A 19764-nucleotide genomic window follows, 5' to 3' on the forward strand; every position below is an offset into this window, starting at 1 on the left:
CGCCTCTTATCGATTCAAATTGTTGATAATTGTAGCGGAAAAGCGATAAAGAAGAACTAATTGCTGTGAAAGGTATGACGAGAATTTGCCTGATGGCGCTGCGCTTATCAGGCCTACATAAAATCGTAGGCCGGATAAGGTGTTTACACCGCCATCCGGCATTGACTGCGCTAAAACTTAACCGAGGATTTTTTCCAGCGCTGCGCGAACGTCAGCCACAGCCTGGGTGCCGTCAACTTTCGCGTATTTGGTGTTACCCGCCTGCGCTTCTTTAGAGTAGTAGCCGATCAGCGGAGCGGTCATCTGATGGTATTCCACCAGGCGCTTACGTACGGTCTCTTCCTGATCGTCTTTACGGGTGGTCAGCTCTTCGCCGGTCACGTCGTCTTTGCCTTCAACCTTAGGCGGGTTGAATTTGATGTGGTAAACGCGGCCAGAAGCAGCGTGTACGCGACGACCCACGATACGGTCAACGATCAGCTCGTCCGGAACGTCGAATTCAAGAACGTAGTCCACGTTGATGCCTGCTTCTTTCATGGCATCAGCCTGCGGAATAGTACGCGGGAAGCCATCAAGCAGGAAACCATTACGGCAGTCTTCCTGAGCAATACGCTCTTTTACCAGCGCGATCACCAGCTCATCAGTCACCAGCTTACCGGCGTCCATGATGTCTTTCGCTTGTTTGCCCAGCTCGGAGCCAGATTTCACGGCAGCACGCAGCATATCACCGGTGGAGATTTGCGGAATACCATACTTCTCCATGATGAACTGAGCCTGAGTTCCTTTACCCGCGCCCGGAGCGCCAAGCAGAATGATACGCATTACGAAAATCCCCTTAAAGGTTGTCGATATTTTTTAAAAAGCGCTAAACGATACCACCATCACGCAATTGGCTCAAGGAAGACGCCCGACGCTGAAACGGTTAACGGTGGGAAAATTAAAAATGAGGAGAGAAAATGCCGGATCGCGGTGTAAACACCGTATCCGGCCAGGGATCGACGAGATGGTGTAAGCCGGACACGCGTTAGCATCATCCGGCATTACCTTACGGCTATCAGGACACCAGCAACTGGTTCATACGACGAATGAACTGGTTTGGATCTTCCAGCGTGCCGCGTTCAGCAAACAGCGCCTGATCCAGCAGCAGTTCAACCCATTCTTTGAACTGCGTTTCGTCCTGGGTATCCGCCGTGCGTTTGACCAGCACGTGGTCCGGGTTGAGTTCAAAGATATATTTCACTTCCGGTACGGCCTGGCCGGCAGCAGCGAACAGTTTCGCCATCTGGGTGCTCATTTCGTCCGCATCGGTGGTAACGATGGCCGGCGTGTCGGTCAGACGGTGAGTCAGACGCACTTCTTTTACGCGATCGCCCAGCAGGGTTTTCACGCGCTCAACGAACGGCGTCAGCGCTTTTTCCGCTTCTTTTGCCGATTCGTCAACGTCATCCGCCAGCTTGTCGATGGACTCGTCAGCTTTGGCTACGGACTGGAATGCCTTACCGTCGAACTCGGTCAGGTAGTTCATCATCCACTCATCGATACGGTCAGAAAGCAGCAGCACTTCGATGCCTTTCTTACGCAACAGTTCCAGGTGCGGGCTGCTCTTCGCCGCCGCATAGCTGTCTGCGGTGATGTAGTAGATTTTCTCCTGCCCTTCTTTCATACGCGACACGTAGTCTTCCAGCGACACGGTTTGTGCGGAGGAGTCAGTGTGCGTGGACGCGAAGCGCATCAGCTTAGCGATCGTTTCCTGGTTAGCGTTGTCTTCCGCCGGGCCTTCTTTCAGCACCAGGCCGAACTGTTTCCAGAAGGTCTGGTATTTTTCCGCGTCGTCTTTCGCCAGTTTTTCCAGCATCTGCAGTACGCGTTTGGTCAGCGCGCTACGCAGGTTACGGGTGACGGTGCTGTCCTGCAGGATCTCACGAGAAACGTTCAGCGGCAGATCGTTAGAATCTATCAGGCCACGCACAAAGCGCAGGTAATTCGGCATGAACTGCTCGGCGTCGTCCATAATGAACACGCGCTGAACGTACAGTTTCAGACCATGCTTGTGATCGCGGTTCCACATATCCCACGGAGCCTGAGACGGGATGTACAGCAGGCTGGTGTACTCCTGCTTACCTTCCACACGGTTATGACTCCAGGTCAGCGGATCAGTGAAGTCGTGCGCGATATGTTTGTAGAATTCGTTGTACTCGTCGTCTTTGATTTCCGACTTGTTACGGGTCCACAGCGCCTGCGCCTTGTTGATCTTTTCCCAGGAAACTACGGTCTCGCCGTCTTTCTCTTCGGATTTTTCGATCTCTACCGGCAGCGCGATATGGTCGGAATATTTGCTGATGATGGAACGTACGCGCCAGTCATCAAGGAACTCGTCTTCGCCTTCGCGCAGATGCAGCGTGATTTCGGTGCCGCGATCGTCTTTGGTGATGTCGGCAACGGTGTACTCACCTTCACCCGCAGATTCCCAGAACACACCATTTTCCGGTTTATCGCCCGCTGCGCGGGTACGCACGGTGACTTTATCCGCCACGATGAACGCAGAGTAGAAGCCAACCCCGAACTGGCCGATCAACTGGCTGTCTTTCGCCTGATCGGATCCCATGGATTCAAGGAAAGATTTAGTACCGGATTTCGCAATGGTCCCCAGATGATCGATAACGTCATCACGGTTCATCCCCACGCCGTTATCGGCAATGGTCAACGTACGCTTATCTTTATCGAAGGAAACACGCACACGCAGCTCACCGTCACCTTCATACAGGTCCGGGTTAGACAGTGCGCGAAAACGCAGCTTGTCTGCCGCATCCGAGGCGTTAGAGATAAGCTCACGCAGGAAGATTTCTTTATTGGAATACAGAGAATGGATCATCAGGTGCAGAAGCTGTTTTACTTCTGACTGAAAACCACGAGTTTCTTGTCCTTTCATGTAGGTCTACCTCAACAATGCCATTTTCAATGGTAAAAACAGGTTGAGGGTGAAATGGGGACAAGCGGGAAGGATTTCAAGCGGAAGCCGCCGTCGCGGCCTCCGTTTGTTCAGAATTTAATCTTGTGTCGTCCTGCCAGAGAGTGCGACAGCGTGGTGCCATCGACCATTTCCAGCTCGCCACCAACCGGAACGCCATGGGCGATACGGCTGGCTTCAACGTCATATTGCATGCAAAGCTCAGCAATATAGTTGGCGGTCGCCTCTCCTTCGACCGTGGGATTGGTCGCCAGGATCAGTTCGCTGATTTGCTCAGATGCCAGCCGCTGCTCGAGACGATCCAGCCCGATATCATCAGGACCAATACCGTCCAGCGGCGACAGGTGTCCCATCAGCACGAAGTAACGTCCAGAAAATTGCCCGGTTTGCTCAATGGCGTAGATGTCCGCCGGACTCTCCACCACGCAAATCTGACCATTTTCCTGGCGACGCGGGTTCGAGCAGATGTTGCAGACGTCTTGTTCTGTGAATGTGCGGCAATCGGCACAGTGGCCGATTTCCGACATCGCCTTCGTTAACGCCTGCGCCAGACGCATCCCGCCGCTGCGATCGCGCTGAAGCAGCGTGAACGCCATGCGCTGCGCAGACTTCGGGCCAACGCCCGGCAGACAGCGCAGAGCTTCCATAAGCTGAGTTAACAGCGGGCTGGTTTGCATCAGAACGGCATCTTAAAGCCAGGCGGCAGCTGCATTCCGGAGGAAACAGAGGCCATCTTCTCTTTCTGCGTCTCTTCAATACGGCGCGCGGCGTCGTTGAATGCCGCAGCAACCAAGTCTTCCAGCATCTCTTTGTCGTCTTCCAGCAGGCTTGGATCGATCTCCACACGACGGCAGTTATGCGCGCCGTTGATGGTTACTTTTACCAGACCCGCGCCAGATTCGCCGGTCACTTCCAGCTTGGCGACTTCTTCCTGCATCTGCTGCATTTTTTCTTGCATCTGCTGGGCCTGTTTCATCAGGTTACCCAGACCGCCTTTACCAAACATAGGCTTCTCTCTCAATCACGTTAAGGGATGACGACCGTCAAACCGTAATGGCTGACGATCAAATGGGGCGAATACTCTCTTCGTCCAGGTCCGCATCGAAAAAACGACGCAGCGTCTGAATGTTATTATCCGCAATAATCGACTCACGCGCCTGCGCGAGTTTCTCCTCATAAATTGCCTGACGCCACTCCAGCGGCGTGCGCACCGCTGGATTATCATCTTCAACGATGGTCAATTCAACCGTTGACCCTGTTAAGGAACTCAATGCTTCGGCCAGTTTTTGCTGCGCGCCGCTGGAGTTAAGGTGTCGCTGCGTGGAACGCAGGTGCAGGCAAACCACGTTGCCATTCTCTTCTTTCCAGGCATTAAGCGCCACCTGCTCCACCAGTTTAGGCAGCGAGAGTTGGCTTACCTGTGCGGCCCACGGGTCGCGTTCGATGGCCTCAGCCGCCAGCTTTGCCGCCAGTTCTGGCGTTTTTTCATGCTCAAGCGCTTTTTTCAGCGCTTTCGGCGTAGCGACGACTTCTTTGACTTCTGCAACAGGATTGGTCGCTTTCCAGCGATACGCTTCTTTCTTCGCTGGCGCTTTTTCCAGCGCAGAGACCGCTGGACGCGCCTGAACACGTTCCGACACCGAAGCCAGTCTTTCCAGCGCAGCATTATTCACCGGCCGCGCGCGGGAAGCGGCTGCCGGTTCACTCTTTTTTGGTTTGGTTGCTCCCTGAGCGCGTTGCAGTTGGCTGCGTGCCGCCAGCACCTGGCTGGTAGCATCGGAGAGCGGCACATTCTGTTGCTGTTGCGCTGCCACAGGCTGCTGCGGCACCTGCGTCGGGTTCATCACCGCAGTGGGTGCGACCGGGGCAAACGAGTGCCGCGGGGCTTCAGGTTCCGGGAGCGGCATGCGCGGATGAAAAGCCAGCGCACGTAGCAGCGTCATTTCAACGCCCATTCGCCTGTCCGGCGCATACGGCAGTTCTTTGCGCCCGATTAACAGGGTCTGGTAGTAAAGCTGCACATCGGTTGGCGGGACGATTCGCGCCAGTTCGCGCATGCGCTGTTCAATGGCGGCCATATCGCTGCCGAGCGCGGCAGGTGAAAGCTGAACCATGGCAATACGATGCAGCAGAGCCGACATCTCAACCAGTAGCGCTTCCCATTCAATACCGCGCGCGGCGGCATCGTTCACCAGCGTCATAACGCGTTCGCCGTCCGCAGCCACAACCGCTTCAACCAGCGAGAGCGCCTGGTCGTCGTCCAACGTGCCGAGCATGGTGCTGACCGCGTCGGTCGAGACCTGACCATCGCCGCTGGCGATCGCCTGATCGGTCAGGCTCAGCGCATCGCGCAGGCTGCCGTCCGCGGCGCGAGCCAGCAGTTGCAACGCACGTGGTTCATGGGCGATATGCTCTTCTTTGAGGATATGCTCAAGCTGATGGCGAATCTGTTCGACATCCAACGCTTTAAGATGGAATTGCAGACAGCGCGACAGGATAGTCACCGGCAGCTTCTGCGGATCGGTAGTCGCCAGCAGGAACTTAACGTGCGCGGGCGGCTCTTCGAGCGTTTTCAGCAAGGCGTTAAAACTGTGGCGCGACAGCATGTGCACTTCGTCAATCAAATAGACCTTAAAGCGACCGCGCGCTGGCGCGTACTGGACGTTATCCAGCAGGTCACGGGTGTCTTCGACTTTGGTGCGTGAGGCGGCGTCGATTTCAATCAGATCGACAAAGCGCCCCTGCTCGATTTCACGGCAGTTATCACACACGCCGCACGGCGTAGCGGTGATGCCGGTTTCACAGTTTAATCCCTTCGCCAGCAAACGGGCGATTGACGTTTTCCCGACGCCACGGGTGCCGGAAAACAAATAAGCATGATGAATACGCCCTAACGACAAGCCGTTCGCCAGTGCCGTCAGCACATGTTCCTGGCCGACGACGTCAGCAAAGGTTTGTGGGCGCCATTTTCGGGCTAAGACCTGATAACTCATTGGCAGGCTCTGAAAGGCTGGAGGGTGGATTCACAGGGAGATAATGCTAACACAACCTCGCAGCGACGGCGAGGTTGTGTGTCTCGGTATTAATCTGCCGAGATAAGATAGCCCGAAATTAGTGGCCCGGGAATGGAACCAGGCTATAACAGGTCAGTCCCTGCTTTTCCAGACGCTGCTCGCCACCCAGATCAAACAGGTTAATGATAAATGCAGCATCGGTCACTTCGCCACCCAGACGGCGGATCAGTTTCACGGTTGCTTCAATCGTGCCGCCGGTTGCCAGCAGGTCGTCCACAACCAGAACTTTATCACCAGGTTTGATGGCATCTACGTGGATTTCCAGTTGATCGGTGCCGTATTCCAGCTCATAGCTCTCAGCAATAACTTCACGCGGAAGCTTACGGGGTTTACGTACCGGAACAAAACCAACGCCCAGACCCAACGCTACCGGCGCGCCAAACAGGAAGCCACGCGCTTCGGTACCAACCACTTTAGTGATACCCGCATTTTTGTAGCGTTCAACCAGCAATTCAATACTGAGGGCGTAGGCTTTCGGGTCTTCCAGTAAACTGGTGACATCACGAAAAAGAATGCCCGGTTTTGGGTAATCGTGGATGCTTTTGATGCTATTTTTGAGAAACTCAAGCTGCTGTGCAGTCGCGGTCATAAGTTTGTGCCTGATTAATACAGTATTACTTCACGGCGCACTATACACTTCATCCTCGACGTATCTTGAATGATTTTGTGTCTGTATAAGAGCCAAGGTTATATTTGCTTAACCTTTGACCACCTGCGCCTGTGCTCGAAAACGGTCGAATTTACTGGCTGTGAGAGACAATTGCAACAGCGTTTATTGCGCTTTACTGCTTTTGTTGTTTTTCATCAATCACCGGGATCCGCCACATAAAAATCAGTAAACAGGCGAGAATAACCAGCAGCAGGCCGCGTACCCACATCATATTGACCAGCCACAGTGAAATACTAAACGTTACCAGGATCAACAAAATAGCGCGCGGCTTTGCTCCCGGCGGCATCGCGCGGTGTTTTTGCCAGTGGCGCAGATACCCGCCGAACCACGAACGGTACAGCAACCAGTCGTGAAAACGCGGCGATGAGCGAGCAAAACACCAGGCGGCCAGCAAGATAAACGGCGTTGTCGGCAACAGAGGCAATACAACGCCCAGCGTTCCTAACACTACCGCTATCCAGCCTATGACGATTAGAATAATGCGTTGCATAATATGAATACTTAACACAGAGAATCGCTACTTTATCATAACAGTTCTCATTTTCATCGGAGTGTTGTCGTGAAAACCGTCATGCTGCTTCAGACGCTCGAAAACCAGCTTAACCGCTTGCGGCAGCGTTGTGCCCCACTGGCACACCATGCCACGCTTAGCGCCCGCTTTGACAGGCATCTGTTTCACACCCGCAGCACGTTGCTACAGGCCTGTCTGGATGAAGCTGATGATAATCTCACTGCTCTACGTCGCGCAGTTGAACAGCAACAACTACCACAAATTACCTGGCTTACGGAACACCTTGCCTCACAGTTAGAAGCGATTTCACGTGAAACCGCCAGTTGGTCGCTCCGGGAGTGGGACAGCGCCTCTCCTGGCCTGGCGCGCTGGCAGCGTAAGCGAGTTCAACACCAGGAGTTTGAGCGCCGCCTGGTTGAAATGACGCGTGAACGTAAAGAACGCCTGGCACAGGTTACAGGCTTTGAAGAACAGCAAAAACTGCATCGAGAAGTAGAGGCATTCGAGGCACGACTGGCACGCTGTCGTCATGCACTGGCAAGAATAGATAATGTGCTGGCGCGTTTAACCCGCTAATCCCCGGAGAATTTATGTCATTAAAGAACGCCCCAGATGAAGTCAAACTGGCCGTCGATTTGATTGTTCTGCTTGAAGAGAATCAGATGGAGCCTGAAACAGTTCTGAAAGCACTGGAGATTGTGAAGCAAGATTACGAGAAGAAACTGCTCTTTTTATCTAAAAAAGAGCTGTAACTGAAAACCTGATGGCTTTGCACTTATCAGGCCTACGAATGAATCGAAGCTCGCAGGCCTGATGATTATTTCTGTTAACCTACCGAAGGCGTCGGATCGTCACCTTTAATGATGTCACGTTTAACCTCGGTCACGGTGTCACCTTTCGCGTTATGCAGGTGAACTTCGAGCTGGTTAAAGGCGATATCAATGTCATTTTCACGGCACAAACGATCGACCGCCCGGTTAAGTTCATCAACCGTGTGACTACGATCGCGCAATTCACGCACGTATAAACGCAGCTCATGATCCAGCGTGCTGGCGCCGAAGGCGGTAAAGAACACTGCAGGCTCCGGATCGTGCATCACTTTCGGGTGTTCTGTCGCCGCCTGCAGCAGCACCTTCTTCACTTTGTCCAGATCCGAACCATAGGCCACGCCAATGCGGATCACCAGACGCGTGGTGGTATCGGAGAGCGACCAGTTGATCAAACGCTCCGTCACGAATGCTTTGTTCGGGATGATCACCTCTTTACGATCGAAGTCAGTAATGGTGGTGGCACGGATACGGATCTTGCTGACCGTTCCGGAGAACGTACCGATGGTCACGGTATCGCCGATGCGTACCGGGCGTTCAAACAGAATAATCAGACCGGAAACAAAGTTACCGAAAATTTCCTGCAAGCCGAAACCAAGACCAACCGAGAGAGCAGCGGCCAGCCACTGTAGCTTATCCCACGAGACGCCGAGCGATCCGAAGACCGTCATCGCACCGATGGCGATGATGGCGTAATTCAGGATCGTGGTGATCGCATAAGAAGCCCCCTGGCGCATCTTCAGTCGCGAGAGCACCAGCACTTCCAGCAGGCCGGGTAAGTTGCGGATCAGCGCCCACGCGACCATTGACGCAATAATCGCAAACAACAGGCTGCCCATGGTGACGTCTTTCACCACTGCCGCACCCGCTTCGGTGCCGTTGTAATGCCAGAGCGTTATGCTGTCGAGATAGCTGAACACGGTGATCAAATCAGACCAAATGGCCCAGAACAGAACACCAAACAGGGCAACCATCACCAGCATGGTTATACGCAGCGTTTGCTGGTTAACCTGTTCCAGCGCAATAGTCGGTTCTTCCTGCGGCTCTGCGCCTTCGGCCCCTTCTTTCACCAGGTTCTGACGACGCGCTAACGCACGACGCCAGGCGATACGGCGTGCCGCTACGCTCAACCCTCGCAGCACCGTCTGGTACAGCAGATTCCAGAGGATAACCAGATAGACCGTTTCAATCCAGCGGCCCGCCAGGCGCAGCGTGGTGTAGAAATACCCTGTCGCCGTCAGCACCATTAATGCAATCGGAATAATAGACAGCACGGTAATAGTGACCAGACGCAGACCATGCGACTCTTTGTCACGCCAGCTTTCGCGGCACATTGGCCATACCAGGAAGGCGATCAGCAGCAGGTTGAGGAAAATGACCACCTGGCCAAGCACATCGTCCATCAAATTAAGCGGCGACAGCTCAGCAATGACCGACCAGAAGTTAAGCGGCAACAGCGCAAGGCTAATACGCACAATCTGGCGACGCCAGTGGCTGGTCTGCTTCGCTGGCATGCCAAAATGACGTATCGCCACGCCATCTTTTTCCAGCACCTTCCAGCACAGACCAAACACCAGCCAGAAGATGGTCATCTTCTTACTGAACGCCCACAGCAGGTCGCTAATATTCAGTTGCATAGTCAGCAGAATCAGACCCACCGCGAGGATAATCAGACACGCCGGCAAGGCTCTGATGAGATCGATCAGAATCGCTTTTGGCGTATTAAGCTGACTGTCATTGCGCAGGTTCCCCACCGCGGCGGCTAATGTTGCCTGATAATCCTTCAGCCACTTCAAACGCCAGCGGATCAACCCGGCGATAAGCAGCAGCGGCAGCCCTGCCAGGAACGCAATAAACACGGCGGGCCAGGCTTTTTCCCAGTTCACCGTGATTTTCATCGACTTAAACTGGTCTTTTAGGGTTTGCGGGAAGGCTTTGATCCAGTCCCAGTCCATCGGACGGTTACTGTTAACCCAGAAGATTTGCTGCGTGAGGATCTCTTTCAGGTTTTTCGACACGCTCATTAACTGCTGCTGGTTGATTTGCAGATTAATCGCCATCATCAACTGGTTGCCCAGCTGCTTATTTAGCTGATCCAACAGTTCACGACGCATATCCACGACCTGCAGCAGGGCATCATGGACTTCAGGATTAACGTCGTTGCTGTGCCCTTCTTCCAGTTTGGCAACAAACGCATCATTCTGGAACAACGTATCGCGCTGCTGGTTAACTTCGAACTGCTCCAGACGCAAATCGGCGATCCGGTTGGTCATATCGGCAAGCTCATCCGCCGACGGCAGCGTTTGTTGTTGCTGATATAAAATGCGCGACAGCAGCAGACTGCCTTTCAGAACGGCGATCTGCTCTTTAATGTTGCGTTCGGATTGCAGCGCGCGGTCAAGCCAGTTTTTGACCTTGATATTTTGCTGCATCAGGCTGTTGCCGTTTTCAGTCGCGGCAATCAGGCGCTGGCTGAGCTGATGGTTAACATCAAGCTCCTGCTTCACTAACGGATTGGACTGAATACGCTCGGCTTCGTCCGGCGTTACCGCTTCCTGTGCCGTCTTTTCGGTTAACGTCAGTCGTTTGCTGTTCACCGCCTCTTGCAGGAGCTGGAGCTGGTGTTCAAGGCGGTTACTGTGCGCCGTCACATAATCGCGTTGTTTTTGCAGGGTATCCTGCAAAACGGTATTCCCTTCGAGGCTCTTACGCTGCTGGTCGATCTGCGCGTTCAGCAACGCTTGCTGCGCCTGCAGCAGCACCTGCTGGCTGGGGCGTAAAGCCGCCTCTCCCACAGTTGTGCCATCGAGTCGATTGCGGATTTGCTGCATCTGTTGCGACGCGGTGTACATCGCATTTTGTACGCGCTCTGGCTGTGTCTGCAGCGATACCAGTTGGCTGTTGTAAGCAGCCAGATCGTTTTGCGAGCTTTGCAGGTCATCCAGGACCTGCGACACGCGCGACTCAAGCTGTCGTAAGGAGAGCGTACTCAGCGTTTTTCGCGTTTCATCGTCATTATCAACATCGCTAAGCGAATTTAGCGCATCCGTCGCCTGACGCATTTTCTCCGGCGCCTGGGCAACTTTTTGCCGAAGCTGTACGGTTTCATCCTTCACACGATCGATTTTATCCAGCGTGGCAATGGTATCGATGAGATCCTGTTGAACCAGCTTATCCTGTGCGGAGAGATCTTTTTGTTTATTCAGCGTGTCTAACTGGCTCTGAATATCCGCTTTCGTCGGCAGTTCACCACTCTGTTGCGCCCGCGCAAATGCAGATGACTGGCAGGATAGCAAAAGAATGAAGAAAAGAATGGTAATAGCAATAAGATGCTGTGAACGTTTATAGAGCTGCAACATAGTCATGAGAATGAAGGTTTCTGAACCGGAAAAGTGACCGAAAATAGTCAAGCGGCAAGAATATCACGGCTGTGACCGGCAGAATAGCAGGAGGCAAAATGACCTGGAGAATTCCTGGTACAGACCCAGAGAGTTAACAGGTTTCCGTTACGTTAACCCGCAAGGTTGGGCAGAGAAGACACATCTCAAGCAGCACGGCGACGTATTCCCGAGCCTCTTTTTTCAGATCAAAAGATTCAGGGGCAAATAACCAATTTTCTATAATTCCGGTAACATAACTACGCAGCAGCACCGCCACGCGACGCGTGTTCAGATTTTCCGGTAGCATGTTGGCGTTCATGCAGTGCCGCAATGTTTGTTCGATACGGTCGTAATTTTCAATACACAAACTACGTTGAGCTAGCTGAACTGAGGCCATTTCCCCGACAAATTCGCATTTGTGGAATATAATTTCCAACAATAAACGTCGGCGTTCTTCTGTCACGGTAGCTTCAAGAACGTAAATTAAAATTTCTCTTAATACTGATAGTGGATCGTCGGGGAATTTTGCCTGATACTCAGTCTCTAACTCATCAATGTTAGGTTTTGCTAGCTCCCAGATTTCACTGAATAAATCCGATTTGTTTTTGAAATGCCAATAGATCGCGCCGCGCGTGACACCAGCGGCTGCTGCGATCTCCGCAAGCGAGGTGGATGATACCCCTTGTTGCGAAAACAAACGCAGAGCGACATCGAGAATGTGCTGTCGAGTTTCCTGTGCTTGTTGTTTGGTTTTTCGTGCCATAGGTCAGTGAATTTACAGGCGTTAGATTTACATACATTTGTGAATGTATGTACCATAGCACGACGATAATATAAACGCAGCAATGGGTTTATGGGCTTTCAGCCATTGATCAATTTGAAATCGGACACTCGAGGTTTACATATGAACAAAAACAGAGGGTTAACGCCTCTGGCAGTCGTTCTGATGCTCTCAGGCAGCTTAGCGCTAACAGGATGTGACGACAAACAGGCCCAACAAGGGGGCCAGCAGATGCCAGAGGTTGGAGTTGTTACGCTCAAAACTGAACCTCTACAGATAACAACCGAACTCCCGGGTCGCACCAGTGCGTATCGCATTGCAGAAGTTCGTCCTCAGGTTAGCGGTATTATCCTGAAGCGTAATTTCACGGAAGGTGGTGACATCGAAGCGGGTGTATCTCTCTATCAGATTGATCCTGCTACTTACCAGGCCGCTTATGAAAGCGCAAAAGGCGATCTGGCAAAAGCACAAGCCGCAGCAAATATCGCTCAACTGACGGTCAAGCGTTATCAGAAACTGTTGGGTACTAAGTACATCAGTCAACAGGATTACGATAGTGCACTGGCAGACGCACAGCAGGCGAACGCCTCCGTTGTCGCCGCGAAAGCCGCGGTAGAAACTGCACGCATCAATCTGGCTTATACCAAAGTGACGTCGCCGATCAGCGGCCGCATTGGTAAATCATCCGTTACTGAAGGCGCTCTGGTGCAAAACGGTCAGGCAACCGCACTGGCAACCGTTCAGCAGTTGGATCCCATCTATGTGGACGTGACGCAGTCAAGCAACGATTTCCTGCGCCTGAAACAAGAGTTGGCCAACGGCACGCTGAAGCAGGAAAACGGTAAAGCGAAAGTCGAACTGGTGACCAATGACGGCATTAAATTCCCGCAGTCCGGTACGCTGGAATTTTCTGATGTCACGGTAGATCAAACCACCGGGTCGATTACGTTACGCGCAATCTTCCCTAACCCGGATCACACCTTACTGCCGGGTATGTTCGTCCGTGCTCGTCTGGAAGAAGGGACTAACCCAACTGCATTACTGGTTCCACAGCAAGGCGTTACCCGCACACCGCGTGGCGATGCCAGTGCATTGGTTATCGGTGCAGACAACAAAGTTGAAACCCGTCAAATTGTCGCCGCACAAGCGATTGGCGACAAATGGTTAGTCACTGATGGACTTAAACCGGGCGACCGCGTGATTGTCACTGGGCTGCAAAAAGTACGTCCTGGCGCGCAGGTAAAAGCGCAGGAAATCACCGCTGAAAACAACCAGCAAGCTGCAAGCGGTAGCCAGCCTGAACAGTCCAAGTCTTAACTTAAACAGGAGCCGTTAAGACATGCCTAATTTCTTTATCGATCGCCCAATATTTGCGTGGGTGATCGCCATTATCATCATGTTGGCAGGGGGGCTCGCGATCCTCAAATTGCCGGTAGCGCAATATCCGACTATTGCACCGCCAGCAGTGACGATCTCCGCGACCTACCCTGGCGCTGATGCCAAAACAGTACAGGATACTGTTACGCAGGTTATCGAACAGAATATGAACGGTATCGATAACCTGATGTACATGTCCTCAAACAGTGACTCCACGGGTACCGTGCAGATCACGCTTACCTTTCAGTCTGGTACTGATGCGGATATCGCGCAGGTACAGGTGCAGAACAAACTGCAGCTGGCAATGCCGCTTCTGCCGCAGGAAGTACAACAACAGGGTGTGAGCGTTGAGAAATCATCCAGTAGCTTCCTGATGGTTGTCGGCGTTATCAACACCAACGGCACCATGACGCAGGAGGATATTTCCGACTACGTGGGCGCCAACATGAAGGACGCCATCAGCCGTACTTCAGGTGTGGGTGATGTTCAGCTGTTCGGTTCCCAGTACGCGATGCGCATCTGGATGGATCCGAACAAACTGAATAACTTCCAGCTGACGCCGGTTGATGTGATCAGCGCCATCAAAGCGCAGAACGCCCAGGTTGCAGCCGGTCAGTTAGGCGGTACGCCGCCGGTGAAAGGCCAGCAGCTTAACGCTTCGATCATCGCGCAAACCCGTCTGACCTCCGCCGATGAGTTCAGCAAAATTCTGCTGAAAGTGAATCAGGACGGTTCCCAGGTGCGTCTGCGTGACGTAGCGAAAGTCGAACTGGGTGGCGAGAACTACGACATCATTGCGAAGTTCAACGGTAAACCGGCATCCGGTCTGGGTATCAAGCTGGCGACAGGCGCTAACGCCCTGGACACCGCAAACGCTATCCGCGATGAACTGAAGAAGATGGAACCGTTCTTCCCGTCAGGTCTGAAGATCGTTTACCCGTATGACACCACGCCGTTCGTGAAAATCTCTATTCACGAAGTAGTGAAAACGCTGGCGGAAGCCATCATCCTCGTGTTCCTGGTAATGTATCTGTTCCTGCAGAACTTCCGCGCGACGCTGATTCCGACTATCGCCGTGCCGGTGGTGCTATTGGGTACGTTTGCCGTCCTTGCGATTTTCGGCTTCTCGATAAACACGCTGACGATGTTCGGGATGGTGCTCGCCATCGGCCTGTTGGTGGATGACGCCATCGTTGTGGTCGAGAACGTTGAACGTGTAATGGCTGAGGAAGGGCTACCACCGAAGGAAGCAACGCGTAAATCGATGGGCCAGATTCAGGGCGCACTGGTTGGTATCGCTATGGTGCTGTCAGCGGTATTTATTCCGATGGCCTTCTTCGGGGGGTCTACCGGTGCAATTTACCGTCAGTTCTCCATCACCATTGTTTCGGCGATGGCGTTATCAGTCCTGGTGGCATTGATTCTGACCCCTGCCCTGTGTGCGACCATGCTCAAACCGGTTGCTAAAGGCGATCACGGAGAAGGCAAAAAAGGTTTCTTCGGCTGGTTTAACCGCATGTTCGATAAGAGCACGCACCATTACACCGACAGCGTGGGCGGAATTCTGCGCAGCACCGGTCGTTATCTGGCGCTGTATCTGATCATCGTCGTGGGTATGGCCTATCTGTTTGTTCGTCTGCCAAGCTCGTTCCTGCCGGATGAAGACCAGGGGGTATTCCTGTCAATGGCTCAGCTGCCAGCGGGTGCAACGCAAGAGCGTACCCAGAAGGTGCTGGACGAAATGACGGATTACTATCTGACCAAAGAAAAAGCGAACGTTGAATCGGTGTTTGCCGTTAACGGCTTCGGTTTTGCAGGACGTGGTCAGAACACCGGTATCGCGTTCGTGTCTCTGAAAGACTGGAGTGAACGTCCAGGCGAGGAGAACAAGGTTGAGGCAATTACTCAACGTGCGATGGGCGCATTCTCGCAGATTAAAGACGCGATGGTCTTTGCTTTTAACCTGCCAGCGATTGTGGAGTTAGGGACCGCGACCGGTTTCGACTTCCAGCTGATTGACCAGGCAGGTTTAGGTCATGAGAAGCTAACCCAGGCGCGTAACCAGCTGTTTGGTGAAGTTGCAAAACATCCTGATCTGTTAGTCGGCGTACGTCCTAACGGTCTGGAAGATACGCCACAGTTCAAGATCGATATCGATCAGGAAAAAGCGCAGGCTCTGGGTGTATCCATTAGTGATATTAATACAACGCTGGGTGCAGCATGGGGCGGAAGCTACGTAAATGACTTCATCGACCGTGGTCGTGTGAAGAAAGTTTACATCATGTCTGAAGCGAAATACCGTATGTTGCCGGAAGATATTGGAAACTGGTATGTCCGCGGCAGCGATGGACAGATGGTACCGTTCTCCGCCTTCTCTACCTCACGTTGGGAATATGGTTCACCGCGTCTGGAACGCTATAACGGTCTGCCTTCCATGGAAATCTTAGGCCAGGCCGCACCGGGTAAAAGTACCGGTGAAGCCATGGCAATGATGGAGGAACTGGCCAGCAAACTGCCATCCGGTATCGGCTATGACTGGACCGGTATGTCCTACCAGGAACGACTGTCCGGCAACCAGGCCCCTGCTCTGTATGCCATTTCACTGATTGTCGTATTCCTGTGTCTGGCGGCATTGTACGAGAGCTGGTCAATTCCGTTCTCCGTCATGCTGGTGGTACCGTTAGGTGTTATCGGTGCATTGCTGGCGGCAACGTTCCGCGGCCTGACCAACGACGTTTACTTCCAGGTAGGCCTGCTCACAACCATTGGGTTGTCGGCGAAGAACGCGATACTTATCGTCGAATTCGCCAAAGACTTGATGGATAAAGAGGGTAAAGGTCTGATAGAGGCGACGCTGGATGCGGTCCGCATGCGTTTACGTCCGATCCTGATGACATCGCTGGCCTTTATTCTGGGCGTAATGCCGCTGGTTATCAGCTCCGGCGCAGGCTCCGGCGCGCAGAACGCCGTTGGTACTGGCGTAATGGGCGGGATGGTGACGGCAACCGTGTTGGCTATCTTCTTTGTTCCGGTGTTCTTTGTGGTGGTACGCCGCCGCTTTAGCCGCAAAAGTGAAGATCTTGAGCATAGCCACTCAGTAGACCATCATTGATTGATCTCTAAAGATAAGGCCGCGCAAGCGGCCTTTTTTCTGGAAAAATCATAAAAATCACTTATTGCTATTTCGTTTATTTTCTCCAGGGTAAATAAGCGATATAATCCCTGTAGCCTTAAAGGCTATTCTTAAAAATCATTGAGAGTTCTTATTTACTTTAATAAATATTAAGATTATTCCTGGTAAGCGGTTCACATTGTCGATTGTTACCTTTCGTTGCTAAACCTAATCAAGATAACTCGATGATTGCCCGAAGAATAAAGAAATTGTCCGATTCCGAATAACCGCATTTATCTGTTAAAATGTAAAAATGACCTGACATCATAAGTTTGCATAATTGTAATTTTTCGTGATATGACGATGAAATCTTTTTTAGACTAGATTATAGTTAAATCATCAGGAGTCGCGGGCAAGTTCCAGGTAGTCTGTTGTATCCATCCCGAAGGTGTTCGGTTAGTTTAAGCCACGAAGAAGGGGATGCGTTATGGATGAATACTCACCCAAAAGACATGATATCGCGCAGCTTAAATTTCTCTGCGAAACCCTGTATCATGACTGTCTTGCAAACCTTGAACAAAGTAACCATGGCTGGGTTAATGACCCTACCTCTGCCACCAGCTTGCAGCTCAATGAACTGATAGAGCATATTGCAACCTTCGCACTTAATTATAAAATTAAGTACAATGAGGACAATAAGCTGGTCGCGCAGATAGATGAATACCTGGATGACACTTTTATGTTGTTCAGCAGTTATGGTATTAATACGCAGGATCTGCAGAAATGGCGGAAGTCAGGTAATCGACTGTTTCGCTGTTTTGTCAATGCCACCAGGGCTAATCCTGTTAGTTTGTCTTGTTAAAAATTATTACAATCATAGGTAAGATTTATGTCCGATAAACCATTAACTAAAACTGATTATTTGATGCGCCTGCGACGTTGTCAGACAATTGACACACTTGAGCGCGTTATTGAAAAAAATAAATATGAATTGTCCGACAACGAACTGGCTGTATTTTACTCAGCAGCAGATCACCGCCTTGCGGAATTGACCATGAATAAGCTCTACGACAAGATTCCAACTTCTGTTTGGAAATTCATTCGCTAATTGCTCACGGGTTAAGTCAGGTATAGCGGTACATTTGTCTGGCTGACCATTTTCGTATTTACAATGGTTATTTAAATCAAATCACGTGACTACGATCACAGCGAAGAAGTGGGAACGTTCCCCTTGTTTGCATTGCGTTTTACTGTGTTGAAATGACCTCCAGTACACAGGAAATTCGTAATGAGTAATGAAAAGCAAAAAATGATCGCCGGTGAACTTTATCGCCCGGCGGATGAAACATTGCGCCACGACCGACTACGCGCTCGTCAGTTGACCCATCGCTACAACCTCACCGCTCCCGATGAAAAAAATGCGCGACAAGCTATCCTGCATGAGCTGTTGGGCCAGAGCGAAGGGGCTTACATTGAACCCTCTTTTCGTTGTGATTACGGCTATAACATTTATCTCGGTAAAGAATTTTACGCCAACTTCGACTGCGTTATGCTCGACGTCTGCCCGATCCATATTGGCGACAACTGCATGTTAGCCCCAGGAGTCCATATTTATACCGCCACCCACCCGTTGGATGCCACCGAGCGAAACAGTGGCATGGAGCTCGGCAAACCTGTGACTATTGGCCACAACGTCTGGATAGGTGGACGCGCAGTGATAAACCCTGGCGTAACGTTGGGTGATAACGTGGTTGTGGCCTCAGGCGCGGTGGTCACGAAAAGCGTTCCGGCAAACTGCGTGGTTGGGGGCAATCCCGCCAGAATTATCAAAACGCTGTGATCTTAAATGTAACTGTTATGCTAAATTGTGGTTAATCTGTTACTTTCTTCACAAGGTATCCCCTTTTAAAATAGGGCGATAGCATCTGAATATCGTAGACACCACAAAGGCAAGAGATGACAGAAATACAGCGCCTGCTTACCGAAACCATCGACGACTTAAATATTCGCGAAAAGCGCGACAACAAACCGCGCTTTAGCATCAGCTTTATTCGCAAACATCCCGGCCTGTTCATCGGCATGTATGTTGCGTGGTTTGCCACACTGGCGGTGATGCTGCAGTCAGAAACGTTAGTCGATTCAGTATGGCTGCTGGTGGTTCTGTTCGTCATACTCAACGCGTTTTTCTTTTTCGACGTTGCGCCGCGATACCGCTTTGAAGATATCGACGTACTGGATTTCAGAGTTTGCTATAACGGGGAATGGTATAACACGCGCTTTGTCCCCCCTTCACTCATCGATACCATCCTGCACTCACCTTCCGTCGATAGCGAACATAAAGCGCAGCTGCAAAAGATGATATCGCGTAAGGGAGAACTCTCGTTCTACGATGTCTTTACGCTAACCCGCCCCCAGACCAGCCAGTAACCACATCTCAACGCAGATAAAAAAAGTGCGTCCCGGTGAAGGAAACGCACTTTAATCCCTGAAATGTTGGTAAAGAAACTAACGTCTTTTTTTACGCCCCTGAACAGCTTTAAAGCGCGGATTCGTTTTACAGATTACGTACAAACGCCCTTTGCGTTTCACTATCTGGCAGTCAGGATGACGCTGTTTTGCACTACGAAGTGAATTGAGTACCTGCATCTTAACCTCGCTTAGTGCCAATAAAATGACCAAAACGTTTCTGGAAACGTGCTGCACTGCCTTCATTATCAAAGGTTTTTTGTTTCCCGGTATAGTACGGATGCGATTTGGAAGAGATATCCAGGGTCACGTACGGATATATTTTCCCCTCAAACTCAATCTCACGTTCCGTTTTAATGGTCGAGCCGACCTTAAAAAATTCATTGGCGCTGGTATCGTGAAACACCACAGTACGGTAAAAAGGATGAATATCCGGCTTCATGGTAACCTCAATTTGTTACGTTATAACATAACCACCAAAATACACCACTCTTGTATAAATCACAACCTGGTTTACGTGATTAAGAGTTAAACGGGATGATAAGTGGCCGTAAATATATGATGCCAATCGAATAGCTTTTTCGGCTTTCGGATATAC

General features: G+C 51.6%; 19 protein-coding genes and 1 other annotated feature. Of the genes, 8 read left to right on the top strand and 11 right to left on the bottom strand.

Going from position 1 to position 19764, the window contains the following annotated elements; all coding sequences use genetic code 11:
• Positions 1-177: 177 nt before the first annotated feature.
• From adk to HVZ39_RS18765, 7 genes are all read right to left on the bottom strand, one after another.
• Entirely contained in the window at positions 178-822 is a 645-nt protein-coding gene (gene adk / locus HVZ39_RS18735) for an adenylate kinase (protein WP_003021773.1), read from the bottom strand.
• A gap of 232 nt (positions 823-1054) precedes the next feature.
• Entirely contained in the window at positions 1055-2929 is a 1875-nt protein-coding gene (gene htpG / locus HVZ39_RS18740; protein ID WP_137352724.1) for a molecular chaperone HtpG, read from the bottom strand.
• 110 nt (positions 2930-3039) lie between these two features.
• Positions 3040-3645, bottom strand: a complete 606-nt coding sequence (recR, locus tag HVZ39_RS18745; RefSeq protein WP_016152082.1) for a recombination mediator RecR — start codon at positions 3643-3645, stop codon at positions 3040-3042.
• Positions 3645-3974, bottom strand: coding sequence for a YbaB/EbfC family nucleoid-associated protein (locus HVZ39_RS18750; RefSeq protein ID WP_003021764.1), 330 nt, complete (start codon positions 3972-3974; stop codon positions 3645-3647). The genes recR and HVZ39_RS18750 overlap by 1 nt, the downstream gene beginning before the upstream one ends.
• A 58-nt stretch (positions 3975-4032) precedes the next feature.
• Entirely contained in the window at positions 4033-5961 is a 1929-nt protein-coding gene (gene dnaX / locus HVZ39_RS18755; RefSeq protein ID WP_181632831.1) for a DNA polymerase III subunit gamma/tau, read from the bottom strand.
• Positions 4636-4700, bottom strand: a sequence feature (DnaX frameshifting element). Its footprint overlaps the gene before it by 65 nt.
• Positions 5962-6079: 118 nt before the next feature.
• Positions 6080-6631, bottom strand: a complete 552-nt coding sequence (apt, locus tag HVZ39_RS18760) for an adenine phosphoribosyltransferase (protein WP_006685676.1) — start codon at positions 6629-6631, stop codon at positions 6080-6082.
• A 193-nt stretch (positions 6632-6824) separates the two neighbouring features.
• On the bottom strand, positions 6825-7202 hold the full coding sequence (locus HVZ39_RS18765; protein ID WP_181546133.1) for a DUF454 family protein: 378 nt from the start codon (positions 7200-7202) through the stop codon (positions 6825-6827).
• A gap of 69 nt (positions 7203-7271) precedes the next feature.
• Between HVZ39_RS18765 and priC the strand changes: the two genes are divergently transcribed.
• Positions 7272-7799: a primosomal replication protein N'' gene (gene priC / locus HVZ39_RS18770; RefSeq protein WP_016152078.1), complete on the top strand. Its 528-nt coding sequence runs from the start codon at positions 7272-7274 to the stop codon at positions 7797-7799.
• Positions 7800-7813: 14 nt separating this feature from the next.
• Positions 7814-7975 (top strand): pleiotropic regulatory protein RsmS, encoded by a 162-nt coding sequence (rsmS, locus tag HVZ39_RS18775; RefSeq protein WP_181632832.1) that lies wholly within the window; start codon positions 7814-7816, stop codon positions 7973-7975.
• Positions 7976-8049: 74 nt separating this feature from the next.
• Here the strand turns inward: rsmS and mscK are convergent, their stop codons facing one another.
• Positions 8050-11415 (bottom strand): mechanosensitive channel MscK, encoded by a 3366-nt coding sequence (gene mscK / locus HVZ39_RS18780; protein WP_047501900.1) that lies wholly within the window; start codon positions 11413-11415, stop codon positions 8050-8052.
• Positions 11416-11542: 127 nt separating this feature from the next.
• On the bottom strand, positions 11543-12193 hold the full coding sequence (acrR, locus tag HVZ39_RS18785) for a multidrug efflux transporter transcriptional repressor AcrR (protein ID WP_047416857.1): 651 nt from the start codon (positions 12191-12193) through the stop codon (positions 11543-11545).
• A 141-nt stretch (positions 12194-12334) separates the two neighbouring features.
• Between acrR and acrA the strand changes: the two genes are divergently transcribed.
• From acrA to HVZ39_RS18815, 6 genes are all read left to right on the top strand, one after another.
• Complete coding sequence (acrA, locus tag HVZ39_RS18790; protein WP_047416860.1) at positions 12335-13528, top strand: multidrug efflux RND transporter periplasmic adaptor subunit AcrA; 1194 nt, start codon at positions 12335-12337, stop codon at positions 13526-13528.
• A gap of 22 nt (positions 13529-13550) precedes the next feature.
• Positions 13551-16700, top strand: coding sequence for an efflux RND transporter permease AcrB (acrB, locus tag HVZ39_RS18795; RefSeq protein ID WP_016152073.1), 3150 nt, complete (start codon positions 13551-13553; stop codon positions 16698-16700).
• Positions 16701-17187: 487 nt separating this feature from the next.
• A complete protein-coding gene (tomB, locus tag HVZ39_RS18800; RefSeq protein ID WP_019076175.1) occupies positions 17188-17562 on the top strand; it encodes an Hha toxicity modulator TomB in 375 nt (124 codons plus the stop codon).
• 27 nt (positions 17563-17589) lie between these two features.
• Positions 17590-17808, top strand: coding sequence for an HHA domain-containing protein (locus tag HVZ39_RS18805; RefSeq protein ID WP_002892050.1), 219 nt, complete (start codon positions 17590-17592; stop codon positions 17806-17808).
• Positions 17809-17988: 180 nt separating this feature from the next.
• Entirely contained in the window at positions 17989-18540 is a 552-nt protein-coding gene (gene maa / locus HVZ39_RS18810) for a maltose O-acetyltransferase (RefSeq protein ID WP_016155874.1), read from the top strand.
• A 116-nt stretch (positions 18541-18656) separates the two neighbouring features.
• On the top strand, positions 18657-19127 hold the full coding sequence (locus HVZ39_RS18815) for a YlaC family protein (RefSeq protein ID WP_016152071.1): 471 nt from the start codon (positions 18657-18659) through the stop codon (positions 19125-19127).
• Positions 19128-19205: 78 nt separating this feature from the next.
• Here HVZ39_RS18815 and ykgO read toward each other — a convergent pair whose 3' ends face one another.
• Together ykgO and HVZ39_RS18825 are read right to left on the bottom strand one after the other, a co-directional pair.
• Positions 19206-19346: a type B 50S ribosomal protein L36 gene (ykgO, locus tag HVZ39_RS18820; RefSeq protein ID WP_005125190.1), complete on the bottom strand. Its 141-nt coding sequence runs from the start codon at positions 19344-19346 to the stop codon at positions 19206-19208.
• Position 19347: 1 nt separating this feature from the next.
• Entirely contained in the window at positions 19348-19608 is a 261-nt protein-coding gene (locus HVZ39_RS18825) for a type B 50S ribosomal protein L31 (RefSeq protein ID WP_181632833.1), read from the bottom strand.
• Between the last annotated feature and the right edge of the window lie 156 nt (positions 19609-19764).

The organism is Citrobacter sp. RHB35-C21, from assembly GCF_013816515.1.
Lineage (GTDB): Bacteria > Pseudomonadota > Gammaproteobacteria > Enterobacterales > Enterobacteriaceae > Citrobacter > Citrobacter braakii.